This window comes from Jeotgalibacillus campisalis (genome assembly GCF_000829515.1).
Taxonomy (GTDB): Bacteria; Bacillota; Bacilli; order Bacillales; family Jeotgalibacillaceae; genus Jeotgalibacillus; species Jeotgalibacillus campisalis.
On sequence record NZ_JXRR01000017.1, the window covers coordinates 224,554 to 244,628 of the forward strand.

Consider the following 20,075-nt stretch of genomic DNA (forward strand, 5'->3'; position numbering starts at 1 on the left):
AAATCAAGAAAGACGGCGAATCGAATAAAAAGGATGACTGTGCGTAATCTCTTTAAAACGAATCGAAAATCCAACGACTTGCTCAAACTCCTTTATAAATGACGCTTCCCTTCCATTAAAAGCAGAAATAATATCGGTGGTTGCTTCTATATCTGCAGCTGAATCAATTTCTCTACGCTTCTCAAATAGCTCACGTTCCAATTGAAAAGCTAAAGACTCAGGGGACAGCACTTTCCCTTTTCCGTCACATACAGGGCATCGTACCGTTCTCAGCTCTTCTAATGAAGGCTTCGTTTTTTTTCGGGTAAGTAAAAATAAGCTTAATGGAGCAAATCCGATCACTTCAAGATGTTTATAGTCGGAAGCAGCCCGTTTTTTTATAAGCCTCGTGACTGAATTTAAATCTTCCTGCTCAGCCATGTTAATAAAGTCAATGGCCACAATGCCGCTAATATCCCTTAGCTGAAGCTGGTGCATGATTTCGAGGGCAGCCCGCTCATTTATTTTGCGGATTGTCTCTCGATTATCACCCGACTTTGCAAGCTTCCCAGAATTAACGTCCACCACTGTCATGGCCTCGGTACTCTCTATTACAATTGAAATCCCGTCATTAAGCCATACAATTTTTTTAAAGGTCTTTTCTTCGATCGAATGATAGCCTGTAAAATGGAAAATATTTTCTTCTCCACTATAAGGTTCAAAGCGCCAGTTTAAAGAAGGGTTTGCCGAAACCTTTTCCTGCAGGCTGCGGCAGACTGACGTGTCATCCACTGAAACAATCCCTTCTTTATGCAGGCTCATCACTTTTTCCAGGCTGTCATTGAAGCTTGAGCGTTCGAAGACAATTCTATTGGATGAGTTGAAATCCATCACTTTTTGTTTCCACTTTCCTACTGTTTTTCTAAGGTTCTGCAATTCAATCGTTAATTGTTCAAACGTCATGCCTTCTGCTTCGGTTCGAACGATTAAGCCTTCCTTTTCTTCCAGCTGATTAGCGGCCCAGTCCATAACCTTCTGTCTCGTTGTATTATGTTCAATTTTTTTTGAGACCGCTGCCTTTTTCCCGTATGGAAAATACACCATTCCGATGCCTGTACATTCTACATTGCAAGTTAAGAGTGCACCTTTAGTGTTTGATTCGTCTTTTCGGACCTGCACCATTACTCTCTGACCTTGGTGAAGAACGGATTGGATTGTTTCATTTTTCCCTGCCCAAGGAATTTCATTTAAGGACAGGTAGCCATTTTTGCCGTTGTCAAAAGAAACAAATGCAGCATTTAATGAAGACTTGACTGAATGCACAATTCCAGCGTAGACATTGCCGACCTTAGAGGGCTGATCAGGAGGATAAATTTCGTATCTTATTACTTTATTTCCTTGTGATAATATCCATCTTTTCTCTCGTTCTCGTGCATTAATGATAATATGGTTTTCCAAAATGCCTTTCTTCCTCTCAAATTGATCTGTTAGTTGCAGTATAGCATGATTGACAGATCATCGAGCAAGGGAAGACGCTCAACTTTGAAGAAGGGAAGATACGGTCCGGGACGAATTTCCATGCTTAAAATAATATTCTATGATGGCATGGTCCGGAATCAAGGCAATTGTTTTTTGTTTATTTTTAACGATAATCATATCCCGCTGACCTTTTTTTAATGTAGATAATACCTGGCTGATTGGGGCCTGCATAGTAATGTTGATCATACGAGGCAGATGAGAAGCCGGCGTGTGCTTTGTTAATCGTTCAAGCCAGAATTGTCTTTCGAGCATGTGTCGATGCTTCCATTGTAAAACGCAGCTAAAAGCAACATACACCAAAATAAACACCCATTGAACGGTCAAGCCAAAAGAAAAAAAGACAACTAAAAAAGTGATCAACGTTCCCGTTATGCTGATGAGGAGAGTTTCTTTGACAGCCTGCTTATAAGGCATAATTTTAGCTAAAATTAAAAATAAAATCCGCCCGCCGTCAAGCGGCCATATGGGAAGTATATTAAATAGAAGCAATGCAAGATTTATTTGCTGTAAAAGTGCATAATAGGTCCACTCCTGCAGAAGAAAAAACGCTGCAGCCCCTATAAGAAGATGCTGAATCGGACCTGCTGCGACCACTGCAAGTTCTTCAGATAACGGGCGGTCTAATATACCTTCCACCTCCAGTTTCCCTCCAAACGGCAGAAGTGAAATGGAAACAATTTTCCACCGAAAGTACCATGCAGCTGCTGTATGACCGAATTCATGGATCACAATTATCGCAAATAAAACAAAAAAAGAAACAAACTGGCCGGTCAAAAATGAAATTCCGGCCAGCATCCAGGTTAAAGGATGAATTGATAATGTAACCCCTGCTTTACTCTTCATTTTCTAAAAACAAATCAGCTGGATCCACAAAGCCTTGCTTATCCCGCACAGAAAACATAAACCCTTCATCATCCAGAACTTGTCCAATAATTTGACCTCGCTGCACATGATCAAACGGGCGGAATGCTGCAGGATTGACCCGCTCATATATTGTTTCTCTATCATCGGCGTGCTGAATGACCATCATTTTCTCATTAGTACCTATGTAAAGAACAATTCCTGACTCGGTAGCATAAACATTTTCACCCATATCTGCTGAGATAACGAGCTGATCACCCTGCTTGGACATGGTTGAATCAGAAAATGATGAAACTGGAGCCGCATACAACAATTCTGAACTATAAACACTTGATTCCGGCCCCGTTTCGCCATATCCAAGATAGCCTCCCCATTTTTCCTGCAGGGAAGCAAAAGAAAAAGTTGTAGCTGCTAAAGTAATAATCGGTTCCTTTACTTTATCAGGAATGAGGTTTGGATGATCATGAATCCACAGTGCAGCTGCAACAATTACGACTGATACAATTGACTTAACTAACAGCCTGTTCACAAACCAGTATGCCTGGTCTGATGGAGGAGTCTGCAGTGTCTCTTTCTTCATTGTTGGTAAAGTCTTACGGTCGGATACTTTCCGGCCTCTTCCTTTTCGTTTCTCAGCTGCTTGTATTTTAATCAATGATGGATGCCTCATCTTTTCACTCCTCTTTTTTCGCAGGTTCTGTACTTTAACCATATGGCGAAGAAAAGAAAAATATGAAAAAACTGACCCCTCAGCGAAGGAGGTCAGTTTATGAGTTTTTATCTTTTATTTAAAAGTGATAGTAAATGATTGCTTGCCTGCGGTTACTTTTTAGATAAAAGGCCTAATAACTTTTGAAAGAACGTTTTTTTCTCCTCTGTCAGGGACATTAACGGAATGGATTCTCCTAATATCCGCTTGGCGATATTCCGGTAAGCGATGGAAGCTTTATTATCCGGGTTCATTGCAATAGGCTCGCCTTTATTCGATGCCGTAATTACCTGATCGTCATCGACAACGATACCAAGAAGATCAATGGATAAATGATTTGTGATTTCATCAATATCAAGCATGTCCCCGGATTCCATTAAGTGATTGCGGATCCGGTTAATAATCAGCATAGGAGGATCGATTTGTTCCTGTTCTAGCAGTCCGACAATCCGGTCTGCATCACGAACGGCGGAACGCTCAGGAGTTGTCACCACAATCGCTTTGTTCGCGCCAGCAATCGCATTTTTATAGCCCTGTTCAATGCCTGCGGGACAATCTATCAGGATATAATCATAGTCCTGTTTTAAGTCATCCACTAGCTCTTTCATCTGAGCCGGGGCCACCGCTGATTTATCACTGGTTTGTGCAGCCGGAAGCAAATAAAGCAAGTCATCAAAGCGTTTATCCTTTACCAGCGCCTGATGCACTTTGCACCGACCTTCAATTACATCGACCAGATCATAAATAATTCGATTTTCCAACCCGAGAATGACATCCAGATTTCGCAAGCCAATATCTGTATCAATTAAGCATACTTTTTTTCCTTGCATCGCTATAGCGGTTCCAAGGTTTGCGGTAGTGGTCGTTTTTCCTACTCCGCCTTTTCCAGAGGTAATAACGATTGCATCGCCCACTTTACATTCCCCCTTTGTAATTCGTAATGGATGGCCTGACGTGCCTTAAAACCTGCAGGCGGTCCACCACGATTTGTTCAGTGTCGTCTATGTAGGCGCATTCCATTTCATGTAAATCATCATCATTTTTAACCGGGTCCGGCGCACGGTTCAAATACTTGGATATCCTTAACTGCGACGGCAGCATTTGAGACGCTACGATCACAGCATCTTCATTTCCATAGCATCCGGCATGAGCCACTCCCTTTAGCGTTCCCAAGATATAAATGTTCCCGCCGGCTCTGATCATCCCCCCGGGGTTTACATCTCCAATCAGCAGGAAATCACCTTCCACATCAATAACCTGACCGGACCGGACAATTCCTGAGATAGTGGACATTTGGCGCTGTCTGATAATTTGTTCTGCCAAATCCACTGTAATCACATTACTTTGTATTTCATCCACAATCAGGCTTTTTTGACTTTTAACAATTTCTCTCAATTCTTCTTGCTGATCTTCGGATAAAAAGCGGTTTCCCGCTTCAATTTTTACTGATATCGCGTGTTGATCGTCCATCGCCTTGTACTGCACAGATAATTTTTCGATCAATTCTTCTTTTAACAGTTCATAGCCGCAGCGATCATCCAGTTTTAAAATGAAGCCATCTTTTGTACCTTTAATCATGACATTTTGCCGATTACCCATTTTTTCACCTCAATACCCTTGCATTCACTTACTTTTTAGTCCTCCAAATGCGCATGCTGCAAATTCCCTATCCATGATTTCAACGGATAGGCCAGCAGCAGCAAAAATAAAGAATTAAAAAGCAGTGTGGAGTATAATCGTTGTGTCAGAAACGTTGTAAAGTCAATTCCAGCAACCCCGATCAACGCGTTGAACTGATACACGGCACATTCCATGAGCGCAATAAGGAAAAGCCCGAGCAGACCAACAAGGAGAAGGTTCTGGTTAATTAATTTCAGTATAAATAAAGCAACATAGATTAATAAAGGAAATAAAAACATATAAATGCCGATAATACCTGTAAAAAACACATCATACATAAGCCCAAAGGTAAAACCATAAATATAAGCTGTTCTAGGTTTATAGTACACACTAAGGAGCAAGATAAATATAAACAAAAAGCGCGGAACGAGAAATCGGGTTTCGCCATACGCTTCGATTGGAGAGAAAGTAGCAAAAATACTTTCACTGTAAAAAATAATAATGCCAAGAATCGGAAGAATTAAACGCGTCATTCTTCTTCCTCCTCATCCTGGCTGTCTTCTTCAATTTCATCTTTGCCTGCTGATAACCGCTCAATAACCATCACATGCTCAAGGTCATATAAGCTTGAGGACGGTTTAACAAAGGCCGTTTGCGTGAGTCCGTATTCGTCCGACGATACTTCTGTGACTTCCCCAATTAGCAGATCCTTTGGAAAAACCCCGCCTAATCCGGATGTAATCACTTTTGACCCGATTTCCACTTCCTCATCAAACGGAATCTTCTTAACCATTAATTCATCCCGCGTAATATCAAAGCCTTCTACCAGACCAAATACATTTGATTCCTCTGATTGAATTAAAGCAGAAACGCGATTATTTGGATTTCTTGCACTTAACAGTTCAACAGTAGAAGTAAACTGGCTTGTATCTTTTACTCTGCCAATCATTCCACTGGCTGTCTGAACGGCCATATCTTTTTCGATTCCATTAATCTGACCTTTATCAATAATAATCGTTTCCTGCCATTGTTCAGGATTTCTTGCGATGACCGTCGCATTCACGACACTGAAATCCCGTAAATTTTCTTCGATGTCTACGATCGCGCGAAGCTCTTCGTTGTCACGGCTTAAATCACTTACCTGGGTTTCAAGAAGCACCAACTCTTCCAACCGCGCCTTCAGCGTTTGATTTTCAGAGTAGGTATTGGTTAAATCCTGTACATTTTCGATGATGCCTTTTGTGTATCCGGCTGGCTTAGAAGCAATATTTTGTCCAAAACCGATAATATCTTTGGCAAACTGCTCCGGCCAGGAAATTTTATCTCTTTCGCCCAGGGAAAAACCAATGAGCGCAACCAGGAGAATAATACTAAGCAAGAGCACAATAAGTCGTTTGTTCATAAAAAATGGGGGCATGGTTTAAAACACCTCAATTAAAGTTAACGCGATTATTTTTGCTTTTTAAAGTAATCAATATTGTCCAATGCTTTACCTGTTCCAATTGCTACACAGTCAAGAGGCTCTTCGGCAATATGCACCGGCATTTCTGTTTCCTGTGTAATCATTTGATCCAGTTTTCTCAAAAGTGCACCGCCTCCTGTTAACACAATTCCCCGATCCATAATATCAGCTGAAAGCTCTGGAGGGGTTTTTTCAAGCGTGCTTTTAACCGACTCAATAATAGATGTTACGGTGTCAGATAAGGCCTGTGTAATTTCTGCTTCTGCAATCTGAATTGTTTTTGGCAGTCCAGTTAATAAATCACGTCCTCTAATGTCCATTTCTCTTGGTTCATCAGATACAATGGCAGATCCAATCTCGATCTTGATTGTCTCAGCTGTACGCTCGCCGATCATTAAATTATACTGTTTTCGAATATAAGAGATAATAGAATCATCCATTTCATCCCCTGCTACGCGAATAGATTCACTTGTCACAATACCGCCCAATGAAATAACAGCTACTTCTGTTGTTCCTCCACCGATATCCACGACCATGCTGCCAGTCGGTTCCCAAACCGGCAAATTCGCACCTATTGCGGCTGCAAAAGGTTCTTCAATGGGAAAAGCATCCCTGGCTCCCGCCTGGCGTGCTGCATCAATCACTGCCCTGCGTTCCACCGAGGTGATTCCTGAGGGTACACAAACCATGACGTAAGGCTTGCGGGAAGAAAATCCGCTGTTTTTTAATGCCTGATTCATATAATATTTCATCATCGTGGAAGTCGTTTCAAAATCGGCGATGACTCCATCTTTCATAGGACGAAGCGCTACGATGTTCCCTGGCGTTCTTCCAATCATATTTCTTGCTTCATTTCCCACCGCAACAATATCTTTAGTATCCTGCCGCAAAGCCACAACAGATGGCTCACGCACAACAATACCTTTCCCTTTTATGTAAACGAGAGTATTTGCTGTTCCTAAATCGATTCCAATATCTTTTGATCCAAATCCAAACATGGAGTATCTCCCTTTCTAATTCCACTGCTAAAAAGTGCCTGACTTGATTCTAGCACTCTTGCAAAAACCATAGCTTTTATTATATATCACCCAGGATTAAAATAACAGAGTTACATATACCCTTTTTCCTTTAAGCTGACATACTTCTTGTCTCCGATGATTAAATGGTCGAGCACTTCAATGCCGATCATCTTCCCGCATTCAACCAGCCTGCGCGTCACATCAATGTCTTCCTTCGATGGCGCCGGGTCCCCGCTCGGATGATTATGCGCACAAACAATAGAGGCGGCCGACCTTCTAAAAGCTTCTTTAAAAACTTCTCTAGGGTGAACAATTGAAGCATTCAGGCTGCCAATGAAAATGGTCTGCTGATGCATCACCTGATTTTTTGTATTTAAATACAAGCATGTAAAGTAACCATAAATACAAAAGATATTATAGCATCCCATAGATAGACGGATTCATATAAGAAAAAGTTACAATTAAACCCTTCAAATTTGGTGGGCTTGTAATCAACTGACAATAATACTATGGTAATGTTAAAGTAATAAAAAGGGAGCTGATCATGTGACTAAAAAAGTAAAAAGTGTAGCATTTAATGTAGATGATCCAATCGAAAGACAAATGTATGACTATGCTTCAAATAATAAATACTTCTCAACATATGTAAAACGACTAATTCAACGAGATATGGAGAATGGACAGAAGGTAAGTTCACCAGGTCCAGGACGTGCTGGTGGAATAGGTAACGGCTAATAAAAAAAGACCCCTGCTCTTAGAGTAGGGGTTTATTCGTCAAATGTAATATGTTCTTGGAGCGCATTTACCGCCACAAGATCATTGTTGCTAAATTCGTATGGGTCACCGTTTTTAGTTTCGAAGCGATATTTGCGTGAGTGATAATCGATATAGAGTACATAGCCTTCAACTGACTGGATTTGTCCATTGATAAAGTAGTCAACCTTTAATAGAAGGTTGTGTTGGATCGCCTGATTTATCGTAAATTCAAACTCCATTAACATTTGCTCATCTAATACCGGCTTTTCGATTCGATTATACTCTGCTTTTGCTTCTGCCAAACCTTTCGCCAGTTCGGGCAGCATCATTGCAGATGCCCATTTAATATCACCACGATCTCGATTCATACCATCGCCCCCTGTTGGACTTATTATAGAACATACGTTCCCTTTTAACAACTTGAAATATATGTAATTTAACTGTAGTACTTTTACGTTCAACACATTCAAAAAAATTTATTATTTTTTTCCAATGATATATTTTATAATTGAGCCATCAATCATAGGAGGTTATATATGGCTACAATACCGTTTGACCAAATTAAGCAGCGCCATGATTTTGTACTCTTAGTAGAATCTGTTTTTAAAGAAAAAGATTGTATCGTGGAATTTCACGATGATACTTACCTCTCAGATAATCCTCAAGTAGCTCTATCCTTCAAGCATACACCGTACAAAGACTTCAAATTCATTATTGATATTAATAAATCCTGCAATTCGGTCCATCTAAAATAATAAAATCCCCTCTACCATTTAGGCGGAGGGGATTTCCTTTTAAAGTTTGCTGATGTACTCATCTACTTTTGCTGCAGTCGTAAAATAACTGTCTCCTGATAAGTTTGTTACCTTGTCTGCCTTAATACCAGTTGCGGATCCACCAACAACAATAGCCTCTTTTGCGTATTGCTCTTTTTTAGCATTAAACAAACTTACAAGACCAGCTCCAATACGGTTGCTCAATCGTAATGCTGCAGGAAAATCATCTGTTGCGTTGACCACTATTACTTGTTTTTTCATTTCCTCTTCCTCCTTTTTATCGTATAACTTAACAACCGCATAAGCTCCTTTGGCGTTACTGATCCATCCTCTACCTAAACGTAGCCATTCACCTTTAACCTCATATAAATGGACAGGACGCTCAGGATCAGCCCCATGATAAGCCGGAAGCTGTTTAACAATAGGGGCATTAATATCAGGTTCCGTACGATAATTCATTGTCGTGCCTTTTAAAACAACCGTACCTAAACGCTCTTCAGGTTTTGAAGTATATTTAGAATTGTATTTTGGTTTTGGCGGCACCACTACTTTTGGCGCCTCTATAACCGGAGCATCTATCCCAGCTAAAAAAGCGTTCCATGCAGACGGACTTGCCACATATGGAGCAGGGCAGTTTTTACCGGTAATGTCGTAATGTCGGACGAATCTGTTTTTAGTATCCCTTAAAGCCGGGAACTGTTTTTGTAGCCTCTTACAAACTAATTGTGTCCTAGCGATCGTATCAGGATGAAACGTCCCATCCTCTTCAATGCACATTTCGAGTCCGATGGTAAGAAGGTTTGCGTTACCTCCTGGATAAAACGATGTTGATGCTTTTAATGAAGGTAATAACGGACCAGCTTTGCGCTCATTAGCATGGTAAGCTACCTCGTCCAAAGGGATGATCTCTACGGCTTCATGTTTGTCAATAAAGATATGCGCTCCTGCGTATCGATAAGCGCCACCATCATCCCCATCAAAATATACTTGGTGATCCTCTGCATTTGCATACTTATTTGCTGTGTAATGAATCACACCCGCCTGCACTTTAAGGAGTTTATCTCCTGGTCGGCTATATTTGTTCTTCTTTACGTGGTCAACTCTGTAATTTATAGCTACCATTATTCATTTTCCTCCTTTGTAACGCCCTCGCGTTTGTTCGTTAACTCGAAAAGGCCTGTAGCAGATAACCCTGCAAACGCACCTGCCCATAATCGTAAGGTGGTATCTAAATCTGTAAATTGACTGGCTGCATAACCAATAAAAATACCCACTGCCAAGGCAATGAGTGGAAGATAATTTTTTGGTATTGGTGCGGTCCTTTTTATTACCTCGATTGCTGCTAAAACGATAGGGGCGATTACCGTTGCAAAAATAAGTACTGCTGTCATTTCACATCTTCCTCCTTTTTATCTTCCTGAATGGTTATTTCGTGATGTTGCTGCTTTACTTCTTTCAAAAGGACCGCCTTATCTATTTTGTCTAACAGCGGATCACGCAAAATGGCCTGCTCTTTCCCTGACGGATCCCGGTTCAATTTCTCTAAAGAGTTATAAAGCACTGGAGGAATAGGCAAGCCGAGCTGGGCGCAGTTCTCCATGATAGACAGTCCTTCGTTGACAATAAAAAAACTGCTCACCGTTAAGATGATCAGCCCTCCTGTGTCCTGTCCCATTTGCACAAAGAAATATTCAAGTCCAGCTGTCATGGCCAATATTACAATGACCGCAAACTTTTTAATCAATCCCGCCAGACCAATCGTGCTGTTTAATGATTTGGTTAGCCATCCCCTTAGGATTCCGGATACAAAATCCAGAAACATAAAAAAAACGAGGATGACAGTCACCTCGTTAATCACTCCAGCTACATATAAACTAAAACCTGTAATCAAGGACATTACTCCTTTCACAGCAAAAACCTCCCACCGCAACATATTCCCCTTCTCCTTCCAACATCTATGATCCCCCTTCATTCTGATCTCCTTTGCTAAAATCATATCTTCCATCGCACCACCCCTTTAAAGGTCAATGAAAAAAGCACCCCAGTGGGATGCTTATGTGTAACGCTTATGAGCGGACTGATTTCGTTCTTCCGAGACAAAAAAAGATGTCATTAAATAAACTCTTAGCTTAATGTATACTTGATATTAAAAATTTTATAAAAATCTTCTAATAGCATTTTACGCATCTCATCTAATTTGTAATGAGTTTTTGCGACTACATATGACAGCTGATCATCAACCTTGCTTATTAATCTATAGGCAGTCATGTCAGATATGATAGTTTCCTCTATAAAGAAAGTGTTTTCTAGACTACTATTCAATTGATATTTTCTTGGTACGAATCCAATCTCAATCCATTTGTTTAAATGTAAAACAGGAAGACCAAGTTCTTTTAAAATCAAGTCGAATTTCTTAAACACCTTAACTATAATTTGTCTAGTCTTAAAAGGATTATCGTATTCATTTTGAAGGCATATATTTGCTAATCTTTTTGCAAACTTATATTCTCTAGGACATGTTTCTATTAGGAACTTTTCAAATTCTTCTTTACGAAAATCATATAATACAAGTAAATCAAACAATTTAAGAACCAACCCTGGATTAACCATAGAATCCTTTTTAATTTCAGCAACATTTGTTAGTAAAATATTTTGTATTTGTTGGTTTAATTCTTCATCAATATTAATTTCCCGTCTTTGTTGTTCCCTAATAATTAACTTGTGTAGTACTGTGTTATATATTGATTGTCGAGCGATCATTAAGGTTCTTATAGATTCATTGAACTTACCATGGTATATATGATCAGGATAGTTTTGACCTATAAAATATGCATGGAGTAACTCATGTGAAATAACGTATTCATTGTTCCAATTCTCATGTATTTTTATAATTACTTCATTGTTATTAATGCTTTGAGACCCCATTACTTCAGAAGTATCACCAAATGAATCATCCTCAAAATTATCAACTATTTCAATACTTATTTTCTCAAATAAGACACTTGTATCATTATAAAGGATTTTTAAATTATCTGAAAAGTATCTAATATCAATCATACTCACGCTCCCTCTTTCACCCTAAATTCGGCAATAGAGGGTGGTATTCCTTCTAATAAATTTTAATTTTCATTACCTCACCATTTGTTCCTAAGCTACGATTTCTGCTTCGTGGAAATTATGTCCTCCGCCTGCGATTTAGTAATCGTTTTACCTATATAACTGTAAACCTCCAGTATAGATATTTCGTTCTTGATCCATTTATATAAAATCTCACCATAAAGCATAAGACCACCCCTTTGTTAATTACTATTATAAGGGCGTTTTGTTCTATTATAAGAGAGGCTGTTAGTTCCTCTTTTCCTAGTGGTCTAGCTATTACGCTTTGACTCCTCATTTAACTGTGAGCCTCACTATCACAGCACCTCTCTATTTATCTGTATTCTTAAATACGATCAACATTCCGCCTGGATCGTCAGTGAAATAATCTAAATCGCTTAACCTCTTATTAATTGCTCTTGTTTCCTGATATACCTTTCCAATATCCATGCTCCAGTCCAAATGGTAATAAATTCTCTCATTTGCTATATACAGTCGTAGAGGGTAAACGGGAGGGGTAATCGCTCCCCAATCAGAAAAAACTATGTTATAAGTAGCTGCCGGATAATCAGTTTTAATCTTTGAATTGTTGTCCATCAATTCTAGTGACATCTTGTCGAGATATTCTTCAAAATGTTCTAGTTTATTCCTAACATCAGTCCTTAATATTTCTTTCAAGTTGAGTTTTTCTAGTAAGTCTTTAAACATCTCAGCGCGTTGACTTCTCATTTTGAAAGTTTTAGCACTCTCTTTTTTCTTTTTTTCTTTAGATGTAGAAATCAACTTCTTTATATTTGCACTATTAATAACAATGTTATTAATTTTCGCATGAATTTCCGGTGAAACCTGAATCATATGACCTCCTTCTGGTATTTTAGCCTCTTTAAAAATTTCTTCACATTCCTTTTCGATAGATGTGCTCAAGGAATATAATTCGTGCAAATATAAGCCCAAAACTTCACTTTTGTAGATGTCTATATCTTCGATATTCATTATTTAACCTCCTTTCATGTCTTAACTATCTATTCGACATTAAAGGAGAATTCCTTTATTTTACTTCCAACAGTTTTGTTAATAATCTACCGCGCCTTCAAATTCATCTAAAGTTTTCAAGTGTTCATAACCCTGTTTAATAAAATTCTCAGAGCCATCTTTTACAGAAGGGGTAAACCAATATTCCTTTGAGTCTATTTTTATCTCCCTGTTATCAAATCTTTGATCTTCTACTTCTAATGCCAAAAAATCTTTTCCCCCTCTTATGTTGACGATGACTGTGTAACAATTTAATGTAGCAAGTTCTCCAAAAACATCTATCTGGCGATTTATTTTAAAAGCCATAAATTCCCCTCCTTATACTAGTGCTTAAGTTAATTTATACTTGATACCACACGTTGCTGCTTCTCCGTAAAAGAATTGTTCCGTCGGTCTGCAAGTTTACGTTAGTCTTACCAGATAACCTAATCTTTGCGTTATCATGTACGATAGTAGTGTTATTATTGTACGCTACTAAAAACAGTAACTGCCCGTTAAACCCGCCTGTTATGTCCGTCAATGATACCGGAGCAGTCGCACGCAATTGTAACTCTTCATATCCAGCTATGTCGATTGATGATCCGCTGAAATGTTGACGAACGCGATTCGTGAATGGTACGACTCGACCGAACTCCATGTTCCCTTGCATAAAGTTTTCAATACCTTGCACAAGATTCGTATTACTGGACGATACGTTTGCCACGATGTTGTTATATGACGTATTCACACCCGTAGTCACTCCGTAGTGAGGAGCAGCATCTAGTTCCGCTTGTAGCTGTGCGGTTGTTTTAACTCCGTCACCATAATAAAACGAAATATCCCCAGCTGATCGAGTCGTATTCGCAACGATTGCACCGCCGCCCACTTGATCGTTTATCTCAATTCCGTGCTTAGTCGGCATTTTAATGATGTTAGCTGTGAGAGTGAAATCACAACGTCTAATTGTGTTTGCTGACCGTCCGCCTATATCTAAACGAATGCCGGATGATATTTTCTTTTGTCCAGGCCATGCGATATTAGCGCCTATAATTTCAAGGTTTTCGAATCGACTGATAAGGATCGCTTCCTCGCCAGCTTCAAACATTTTGTCGCCGAATCCAATCGATACCCAGTTACAGAAGTCGAGGTAAATATTATGTTTTTTGATCTGGCTCTTATCGTTATAAGAACTTTGAAAATACTCGTTTCCTATCGAAGTAAATCCATCCACATTTAGTCCAAACACATTCGTGATAAATGCTCGACACGGGTTATTGTTTATCATTTTAACGTCACCAACTGCCCATACTCCATTATCAGAATGGCGATCCATGTATAGGTTATAACTGGTATTTGTGAATGTACATCCTTCAACCGTAAGCTTATTGGTGTGCTGATTTGTGTTCGTGAAAACCTTCTGAATATAAATCGCTTTATCCAAGTTTTGAAAGCGACACGATATATTTAATACGCGTGCATTCCGTATTTCTATTCCGTTTTTTCCGTTACTTACGTTTCCACCGTCAATTTCTACACCGTTTATTTTAAAATTCAGTGTTTTTATCTGCGTTTCGTGCCCAACTATTACGGCACCTCGGTATAAAGTCCCTACCCCTGCAATAGTAACGTTTGGATTTTTGACATATACGTTACCGGGAATATAAAAGCCGCCTTTTGGCAGATATACGATTCCCCCTCCGATCGATTCGATATAATCGATTGCAGCCTGAATTTTTGCGGTATCATCTGTAGTGCCATCGCCTACAGCGTTGTAAGGTGGCTGTTTAACGTTAATTCCGTAGTCTCGTAAATAGTCGTTATGTTTTTTAAGAACGTTATACACGTCCTCTTGTAACCATGTCGGCAATAAAGTTTTCTGTCCAACAAGTGCGCCCGCATCAGCCAACGCCCCGGAAATACTTGTGATTTTATCGCCTAAAGTATTGAATCCTTGACGGGCTAATATGACCTCTGAATCTTCTGTAACGCCCCCAACAGCTGCATGAAATTCCTCTTGTAGGGATTCAGCTCTTGTGAGTATATCTTGTATCTTCGGATCAATTTCAGCCTGGTACTGATTCTGCAAGGCTTGCTGTTCTTGTCTCAGTTGATCCGCGGTGATCGTTTTAACGCCAATATAGTCAAGATCATCCGAACCTCTATTTACAGTCAGCTTTCCTTCGTGATTATTTGACGGAAACTTTTCCCGGTAATTTGGATCGTTCGGATCGGTTGCGGTAAATTCCATGAATAATTCGCCGTATCCAATGTTTTCAGTTACCTGGACCCGAATAACTTTGTTCGCTGAATCAAAAGATGCAGAGTTCTCATAGAGAATGCCTGATCCTTTTTTATAAATCACAAGATCTATTTCTTTTCCGGTCAGGTCCACGATTTCTCCCTCAGCGTTTCTTGGTGCCAGCGCCAAGCTAAAGTGATGCCCTTGCCGGATTATAGATCCACCTTCCACTAACTCGATACTGGTTATGGCGGCATTGTACATTCCGCATCCTCCTTTTTTATTCAACAAAAAAGAGCACCTCGGTAGGCGCTCGTCTTTTATTCTTCTGTATTTTGTGGGTGAGCGATAATCTCATCTGCTTGTTCGACAGTAATAAACATTGGCACAAGTTTTCTTAAACGATCTTCACTCAAATTATTTTCTTGCCATAGAGTTAAGAGTAGATCGTAAAACATCGCTACTGTCACCTCCTGCCGCCGTCAGCTCCATCAAACCTAATATAGCGATTTCCGTTCCTGCCAGCCGTCGTTTAAGATCCTCTACTTGTTCAGCCGGATCAGGCTCTGCTTCATCCCAGTCGGCAGCATCCAGCAGCTCAAACGATTCAAAGTTGCGTACCCCTTTAAAGCAAAAGAGCACATCCCCTTCTTGACTCCATCCGGTCATCGTGTTCCCTTTAAATACAATCTTATCGGCTTCATAGATTTCAGATCCATTTTTTAAACGTTTCACTATGATCACCCTCACTCATATGTGATTTCAATTGTTGCTTTGTTGCTCATTTTGGCATACCCACTGCTACCATTAGAAATACCAATCCCTTTATACGTACCATTTTCAAAGCCCGCATGAAATGACTTAGAAAGTGTGATCCATTTTTCCTGACCTGTTGAAAAGCCTACACTTGTAATAGGTGATTGAAAATTAACATTTCCGCTCGGTCTTGTCGTACTTGTATGCGGTCTGAATTTAACGCTTATGAATCCACCGCTACCACCTGACAACCGTTTTGCTTTCACTCTGATTGATTTTATGGTCTTTCCTGACACGGTTGAGGATAATGTTGAACCAAAGAACCAAGCACCTGTAAATGGCCCGTATGCGCTGTATTTCCCTTGTGTAACCGCGTATAAGTAATTGTTTGGATCCATATCCCATTTGCCGCCAAAGTCAGAGCGCCATGTGCCGCTGTCAGAACGAGCACTTAGCGTCAGTTTCTTCGTGACTGGCTTCGGTGCAGGCGGTGGCTCTGGCGTTGGGAACGACCAGGTTCCGGTTACTTGCCCGCCTCGTATCTCCAGGAAGTTGCTTATCCCGGCTGTTGGCGCAGTATCTGCTCCTGCAATGACTGAATGACCGAACGCAATAAATGCGTACTCTGAAATCGTTCCGCGGCAATTTGAAACATAAGCCCCGCCGCCGTAAGATGCTCTGACCGCTGTTTTGCAATTGTCCATTCTCACGTTAATTATTTCGAAGTCCGCACCTGTGTTAATGTTTATCGCGTTCGTTGTGTTTGCTGTAGAGCCGTTTATCACACAATCTAATATTTTCCCTTGTGTCCCACGGCAAAAGATACCCGCATAATCATTCGTACTGTTCACGTCAATATCTCGCCATTCGATGAAATTACTATTACTTAAAATATTTACGCTACCGTTTAACGTTGGGTTGGTTGTTGAAGGCGCTGAGTTGCGAAGCACTAACGTTCCACCGCCTGTAAAACCCGATACTTCTATTTCCTCGTTAAACTCCTGTCCGTACGCCCATAGGATTTCTACAGTTCCTTTAAAGCACAGTGGCACACGCCGCAAAGCCTCGTTCACAGTTAATAAAGGCGAAGCCCAACTCTCTCCTGTGTTGTCGTCTGATGGCTCACTGATGCCACTTGTGCTTTCTGCAGCAACTCGTATTATTAATGGTTCGTCGCGGTAATCTGCATATTCAACAATATTTGGTGCGTGCAATTCCCCTACGTCCAGTTGTGGAAAATAGTAACGACCAAGTGCTGCATTGATCTCGGCTACAGGAATACCGTCAGCGCCTGATACAACAAAGATCCCGTCTTTATTATCTTCGCCACCAAAATAAGCGTTAGCTCCTCGCATAACTCCTGCAAAAATAAGATCTCCGGACTCATTAACATAAAAAACAGGCTTGAATACATCTGATATTGACGCTCTGGCATTAATACCGATTCCGTCTGTAGCGTTTAAATAGGTTTCGACAAGCTGATCGGTTCGATCTGACACAACCCCTCTTTCGGGAGAAAATGAAACCCCGTTATACTGCTTACCTATCTTTATTCCGCCGATCTCTTCAGCATCTGTAGGAGCGTACTTTTCCCACAAATCCGTATCAAAATTGAACGTTTTAGGTACAGGTATCGATTTGCTGGTATCAAGCCAAGTTGTATTCGATTGACCAGGGGGAGGTATCGGGCTTTTAATCTGTTTATAGCCATACATTTGCTGAATTTGACGAGCTGCCAGCCTTACTTCACTCTGTTTTCTGATCACAACGTTTCCAATAAGGTGCTCTCTTGATTTCTTAGTACCGAGCCACCGTTTTACACCTAAAATTCTCGCTTCAGCGTACAAAGGAGGATTGTACTTGATGTTTTTCACTTTAATCGGATCGCCAAGATATCCTTTTTCTAGTACAGCATCCGTCACGATATATTCATCCACTGCGTCAATTCGTTTTTTTAGTTCCATCTTTCCCAGCTGTTCTAATCGTGCGCGTGACATGTTTTGATCTTCAGTCTCAGGTTCATAGCGTTCAATCAAATGCAATTTATCAACATTCCAACGCTGATAAGCATCCTCATCGTAAACCATCACCTCATACCGAGAGCCATCCTCGCGTTCAGGCCCGATACAGATCAAACCGGTTACAATTCGTTCTGTATGAGTGCGGTGTTCAAATTCCATTAAATCCTTGCCGTATTCGAGTTCTTTTCCTCTTTGGTTCCCTTGCTTCTTGACCGCATCTATAAACCGATATACGCGATTCTGGATCACCTCAACACGAAAGATCAGCTCTACTCCGAATTCTGTTGCAACCTGACTGATAAAATCTAGACCACCAAGATGTTTATCAAAGGTCATCGTCCGAATGATACTGGATTCGATAAGTCCGATATTGTAAAAAGTCCCGGATGTAGCCACCCCGAGATACTGTCTCAAGGTAAAACCTTCATGACGAGCAGGAGGAACGTTTTTGAGTTTATTTAATTCAAATTCAGCGCCCTTTGCATACACTCTCTTTTTTCTAATGGACATCTGACCCACAGCGTCATAGCAGATAAATTCCTGCCAACCTTCACGATCTGCTGGAATTAAAAAACGGACGCGCTTCCGAACCATCGCTGATTCTGGAATGTCGTCGTCCATTTTAAAAGAAAAGGTATTGGTACCGTCCTCCGTTTGCTCATGTACCGCCTCGGTAAACGTTTTTTCACCTTCAAAATTTAACTCAGCTATAGGGATGCTACTCTGACTGTCTAAAAAAATGATTTTAGGCTGCATTACGTATAGACCTCCCTATAACTCAGCGTCGCTTTTGTCCTGTCAGCAGGAGCGTAAAGAAGAGTATGTTTTCCAGGAGCGACCCCGAAAAAATCTGCTCCAAAATCTTTTATCTCATTCACTTCTTCCCCGTTGATCATGCATTTGGACCGTTCAAAATCTATGTCTATAATGTCACCGGGATTTGCAATGATGAAAGGATCTGTATCAGGCACTTCATTGATCTTATCAATAGCCAAACGATAAAATTCAATTTTGGGAACTGGCAGATTACCCGACTTTCCAGCGTGAAGCTGTACTTGAGACACCGGCTGGTTGTATCGGTTTTCAGTATCTATATATGGTTGAGGGCGATATCGCGTGTGATGTTCTGACGTCCTCTGATTAACCATCGCAATATACGCTTTCCACACGTTACCGATCCTTTCGACTTGCAGCAGACCGGCGAAGTTGTTCCAAGCCCGTCCCGTTTCAGATGCGTAACTTACCAATACTTGTTGACTGCTGCCGTTTACTAAGATGACTTCAGCCCGATTCCCGGATGACCCTCCGCCTACCTTTTTCATCGCGACTTTTACAACGGTATTGCCTACATCATCTTTCAAGTACATTTCTGCACGTCCATATCCGCCCGATATGGTTGGCAGTTTAATTCTGCATTCAGCCCGAAAATCTTGTAATGGACTCGAGGGGATTAAGCGTTTCGTTGCGGGTCCATGCCAGTTAGGACCTGTGCCGTAGTCTGATACCACGAACGCACCATTCTCGGTTGTAAATCCACCATCAACATTTCCCCCATCAACACCAGTACCGGCTGTGGTCCAACCGATTTGACTATTTAAATCATCGGATAGCACTCGTTGGAATCGTTCAACAATCTGTTGACCAATATCTTGCGGGCATCCAATGCGCATGTATGAATCGCTAAAATCATTATAGAAATCTAAATGAGTGATCGGCTGCAGGACCTCAACCTTTAAAATCGGTTTTAGCTCTCTCGATCCGTTATTGATCACGAAGAAAGTTCCGTTTTCTGATTGAAGTTTCTTATTCAAACCATATTTATAAGGCTTAGGGCAAAAGAAATTAATCGCAACCTTATGAAATCCCTTCACCTCATATAATTCTTCTGTAGATTCTGGCACACCAAAATAAACCCTGTCCTTTTCATCATCGAAGATTAAAGGTGAGGGTTTATATACATGCAGTTCACGATTTATATCCTCTATCTGCTTCCGGAGGGATTCAGCATCACCTGCCGCAATAAGACCGATTACCCTGATTGTACGTGGATCTTCTAAAACGTCATTTAATTGGACACCAGGAATACCTGGCGTTCTTTGTGTTTCCAATGATCTATTTGTAACGCCTCGACCAAGAACGTCTACTATGATCATTTTGGTGCTTAAATCAAAGTTATTAAATAAAATAGGGAATCTCCTGATGTCGTCTTGATAAGAAAACACGTAATCCCT

Annotated in this window: 21 protein-coding genes and 1 pseudogene; 2 read left to right on the forward strand and 20 right to left on the reverse strand. The window is 40.5% G+C overall.

Going from position 1 to position 20,075, the window contains the following annotated elements; all coding sequences use genetic code 11:
- Positions 1-3: 3 nt before the first annotated feature.
- The 9 genes and pseudogenes from KR50_RS13450 to radC all read right to left on the reverse strand — a co-directional run.
- Entirely contained in the window at positions 4-1,437 is a 1,434-nt protein-coding gene (locus KR50_RS13450; RefSeq protein ID WP_041059679.1) for a ribonuclease E/G, read from the reverse strand.
- Between the two features lie 78 nt (positions 1,438-1,515).
- On the reverse strand, positions 1,516-2,361 hold the full coding sequence (locus KR50_RS13455) for a M50 family metallopeptidase (protein ID WP_052477111.1): 846 nt from the start codon (positions 2,359-2,361) through the stop codon (positions 1,516-1,518).
- Entirely contained in the window at positions 2,351-3,049 is a 699-nt protein-coding gene (locus tag KR50_RS13460; protein WP_041059681.1) for a M23 family metallopeptidase, read from the reverse strand. Before KR50_RS13460 ends, KR50_RS13455 begins: the two co-directional genes overlap by 11 nt.
- 152 nt (positions 3,050-3,201) lie before the next feature.
- The gene (gene minD / locus KR50_RS13465) at positions 3,202-4,002 is read right to left on the reverse strand and encodes a septum site-determining protein MinD (protein WP_041059683.1); all 801 of its coding nucleotides are present in this window, start codon (positions 4,000-4,002) and stop codon (positions 3,202-3,204) included.
- A gap of 1 nt (position 4,003) precedes the next feature.
- Positions 4,004-4,687, reverse strand: a complete 684-nt coding sequence (gene minC / locus KR50_RS13470) for a septum site-determining protein MinC (protein WP_041059685.1) — start codon at positions 4,685-4,687, stop codon at positions 4,004-4,006.
- Between the two features lie 35 nt (positions 4,688-4,722).
- The gene (gene mreD, locus KR50_RS13475; protein ID WP_041059687.1) at positions 4,723-5,241 is read right to left on the reverse strand and encodes a rod shape-determining protein MreD; all 519 of its coding nucleotides are present in this window, start codon (positions 5,239-5,241) and stop codon (positions 4,723-4,725) included.
- Positions 5,238-6,125, reverse strand: coding sequence for a rod shape-determining protein MreC (mreC, locus tag KR50_RS13480; RefSeq protein ID WP_041059689.1), 888 nt, complete (start codon positions 6,123-6,125; stop codon positions 5,238-5,240). The genes mreD and mreC overlap by 4 nt, the downstream gene beginning before the upstream one ends.
- A gap of 32 nt (positions 6,126-6,157) precedes the next feature.
- The gene (locus KR50_RS13485) at positions 6,158-7,168 is read right to left on the reverse strand and encodes a rod shape-determining protein (RefSeq protein ID WP_041059691.1); all 1,011 of its coding nucleotides are present in this window, start codon (positions 7,166-7,168) and stop codon (positions 6,158-6,160) included.
- 110 nt (positions 7,169-7,278) lie between these two features.
- Positions 7,279-7,584: pseudogene (radC, locus tag KR50_RS13490) on the reverse strand (RadC family protein); the annotation flags it as partial.
- Positions 7,585-7,735: 151 nt separating this feature from the next.
- Here radC and KR50_RS13495 point away from each other — a divergent pair.
- Positions 7,736-7,924 carry a hypothetical protein gene (locus KR50_RS13495; protein WP_041059695.1) on the forward strand — a complete coding sequence of 63 codons (189 nt, stop codon included), beginning with the start codon at positions 7,736-7,738 and terminating at the stop codon, positions 7,922-7,924.
- Positions 7,925-7,956: 32 nt separating this feature from the next.
- Here the strand turns inward: KR50_RS13495 and KR50_RS13500 are convergent, their stop codons facing one another.
- Positions 7,957-8,313 (reverse strand): YolD-like family protein, encoded by a 357-nt coding sequence (locus KR50_RS13500; RefSeq protein WP_052477112.1) that lies wholly within the window; start codon positions 8,311-8,313, stop codon positions 7,957-7,959.
- 168 nt (positions 8,314-8,481) lie between these two features.
- On the opposite strand from KR50_RS13500, the gene KR50_RS13505 reads away from it, so the two are divergent.
- Positions 8,482-8,700, forward strand: a complete 219-nt coding sequence (locus tag KR50_RS13505; protein ID WP_041059697.1) for a hypothetical protein — start codon at positions 8,482-8,484, stop codon at positions 8,698-8,700.
- A gap of 39 nt (positions 8,701-8,739) precedes the next feature.
- On the opposite strand, the gene KR50_RS18015 is transcribed toward KR50_RS13505, so the two are convergent.
- The 10 genes from KR50_RS18015 to KR50_RS13555 form a co-directional block, all read right to left on the reverse strand.
- Positions 8,740-9,843: a peptidoglycan recognition protein family protein gene (locus tag KR50_RS18015; protein WP_052477113.1), complete on the reverse strand. Its 1,104-nt coding sequence runs from the start codon at positions 9,841-9,843 to the stop codon at positions 8,740-8,742.
- Positions 9,843-10,112, reverse strand: a complete 270-nt coding sequence (locus KR50_RS13515; protein ID WP_041059700.1) for a holin — start codon at positions 10,110-10,112, stop codon at positions 9,843-9,845. The genes KR50_RS18015 and KR50_RS13515 overlap by 1 nt, the downstream gene beginning before the upstream one ends.
- On the reverse strand, positions 10,109-10,630 hold the full coding sequence (locus KR50_RS13520; protein WP_198134251.1) for a phage holin family protein: 522 nt from the start codon (positions 10,628-10,630) through the stop codon (positions 10,109-10,111). Before KR50_RS13520 ends, KR50_RS13515 begins: the two co-directional genes overlap by 4 nt.
- A 215-nt stretch (positions 10,631-10,845) precedes the next feature.
- Entirely contained in the window at positions 10,846-11,778 is a 933-nt protein-coding gene (locus KR50_RS13525; protein ID WP_041059703.1) for a hypothetical protein, read from the reverse strand.
- A gap of 369 nt (positions 11,779-12,147) precedes the next feature.
- On the reverse strand, positions 12,148-12,810 hold the full coding sequence (locus tag KR50_RS13530) for a hypothetical protein (RefSeq protein ID WP_041059704.1): 663 nt from the start codon (positions 12,808-12,810) through the stop codon (positions 12,148-12,150).
- 78 nt (positions 12,811-12,888) lie between these two features.
- Positions 12,889-13,155, reverse strand: a complete 267-nt coding sequence (locus KR50_RS13535; protein ID WP_041059706.1) for a hypothetical protein — start codon at positions 13,153-13,155, stop codon at positions 12,889-12,891.
- A 34-nt stretch (positions 13,156-13,189) separates the two neighbouring features.
- Positions 13,190-15,331 (reverse strand): glycosyl hydrolase family 28-related protein, encoded by a 2,142-nt coding sequence (locus KR50_RS13540; RefSeq protein ID WP_041059707.1) that lies wholly within the window; start codon positions 15,329-15,331, stop codon positions 13,190-13,192.
- A gap of 153 nt (positions 15,332-15,484) precedes the next feature.
- On the reverse strand, positions 15,485-15,802 hold the full coding sequence (locus KR50_RS13545; RefSeq protein ID WP_041059710.1) for a hypothetical protein: 318 nt from the start codon (positions 15,800-15,802) through the stop codon (positions 15,485-15,487).
- 11 nt (positions 15,803-15,813) lie between these two features.
- Positions 15,814-18,600, reverse strand: a complete 2,787-nt coding sequence (locus KR50_RS13550; protein WP_041059713.1) for a phage tail spike protein — start codon at positions 18,598-18,600, stop codon at positions 15,814-15,816.
- Positions 18,600-20,066, reverse strand: a complete 1,467-nt coding sequence (locus tag KR50_RS13555; RefSeq protein ID WP_041059716.1) for a distal tail protein Dit — start codon at positions 20,064-20,066, stop codon at positions 18,600-18,602. Before KR50_RS13555 ends, KR50_RS13550 begins: the two co-directional genes overlap by 1 nt.
- Positions 20,067-20,075: the final 9 nt, after the last annotated feature.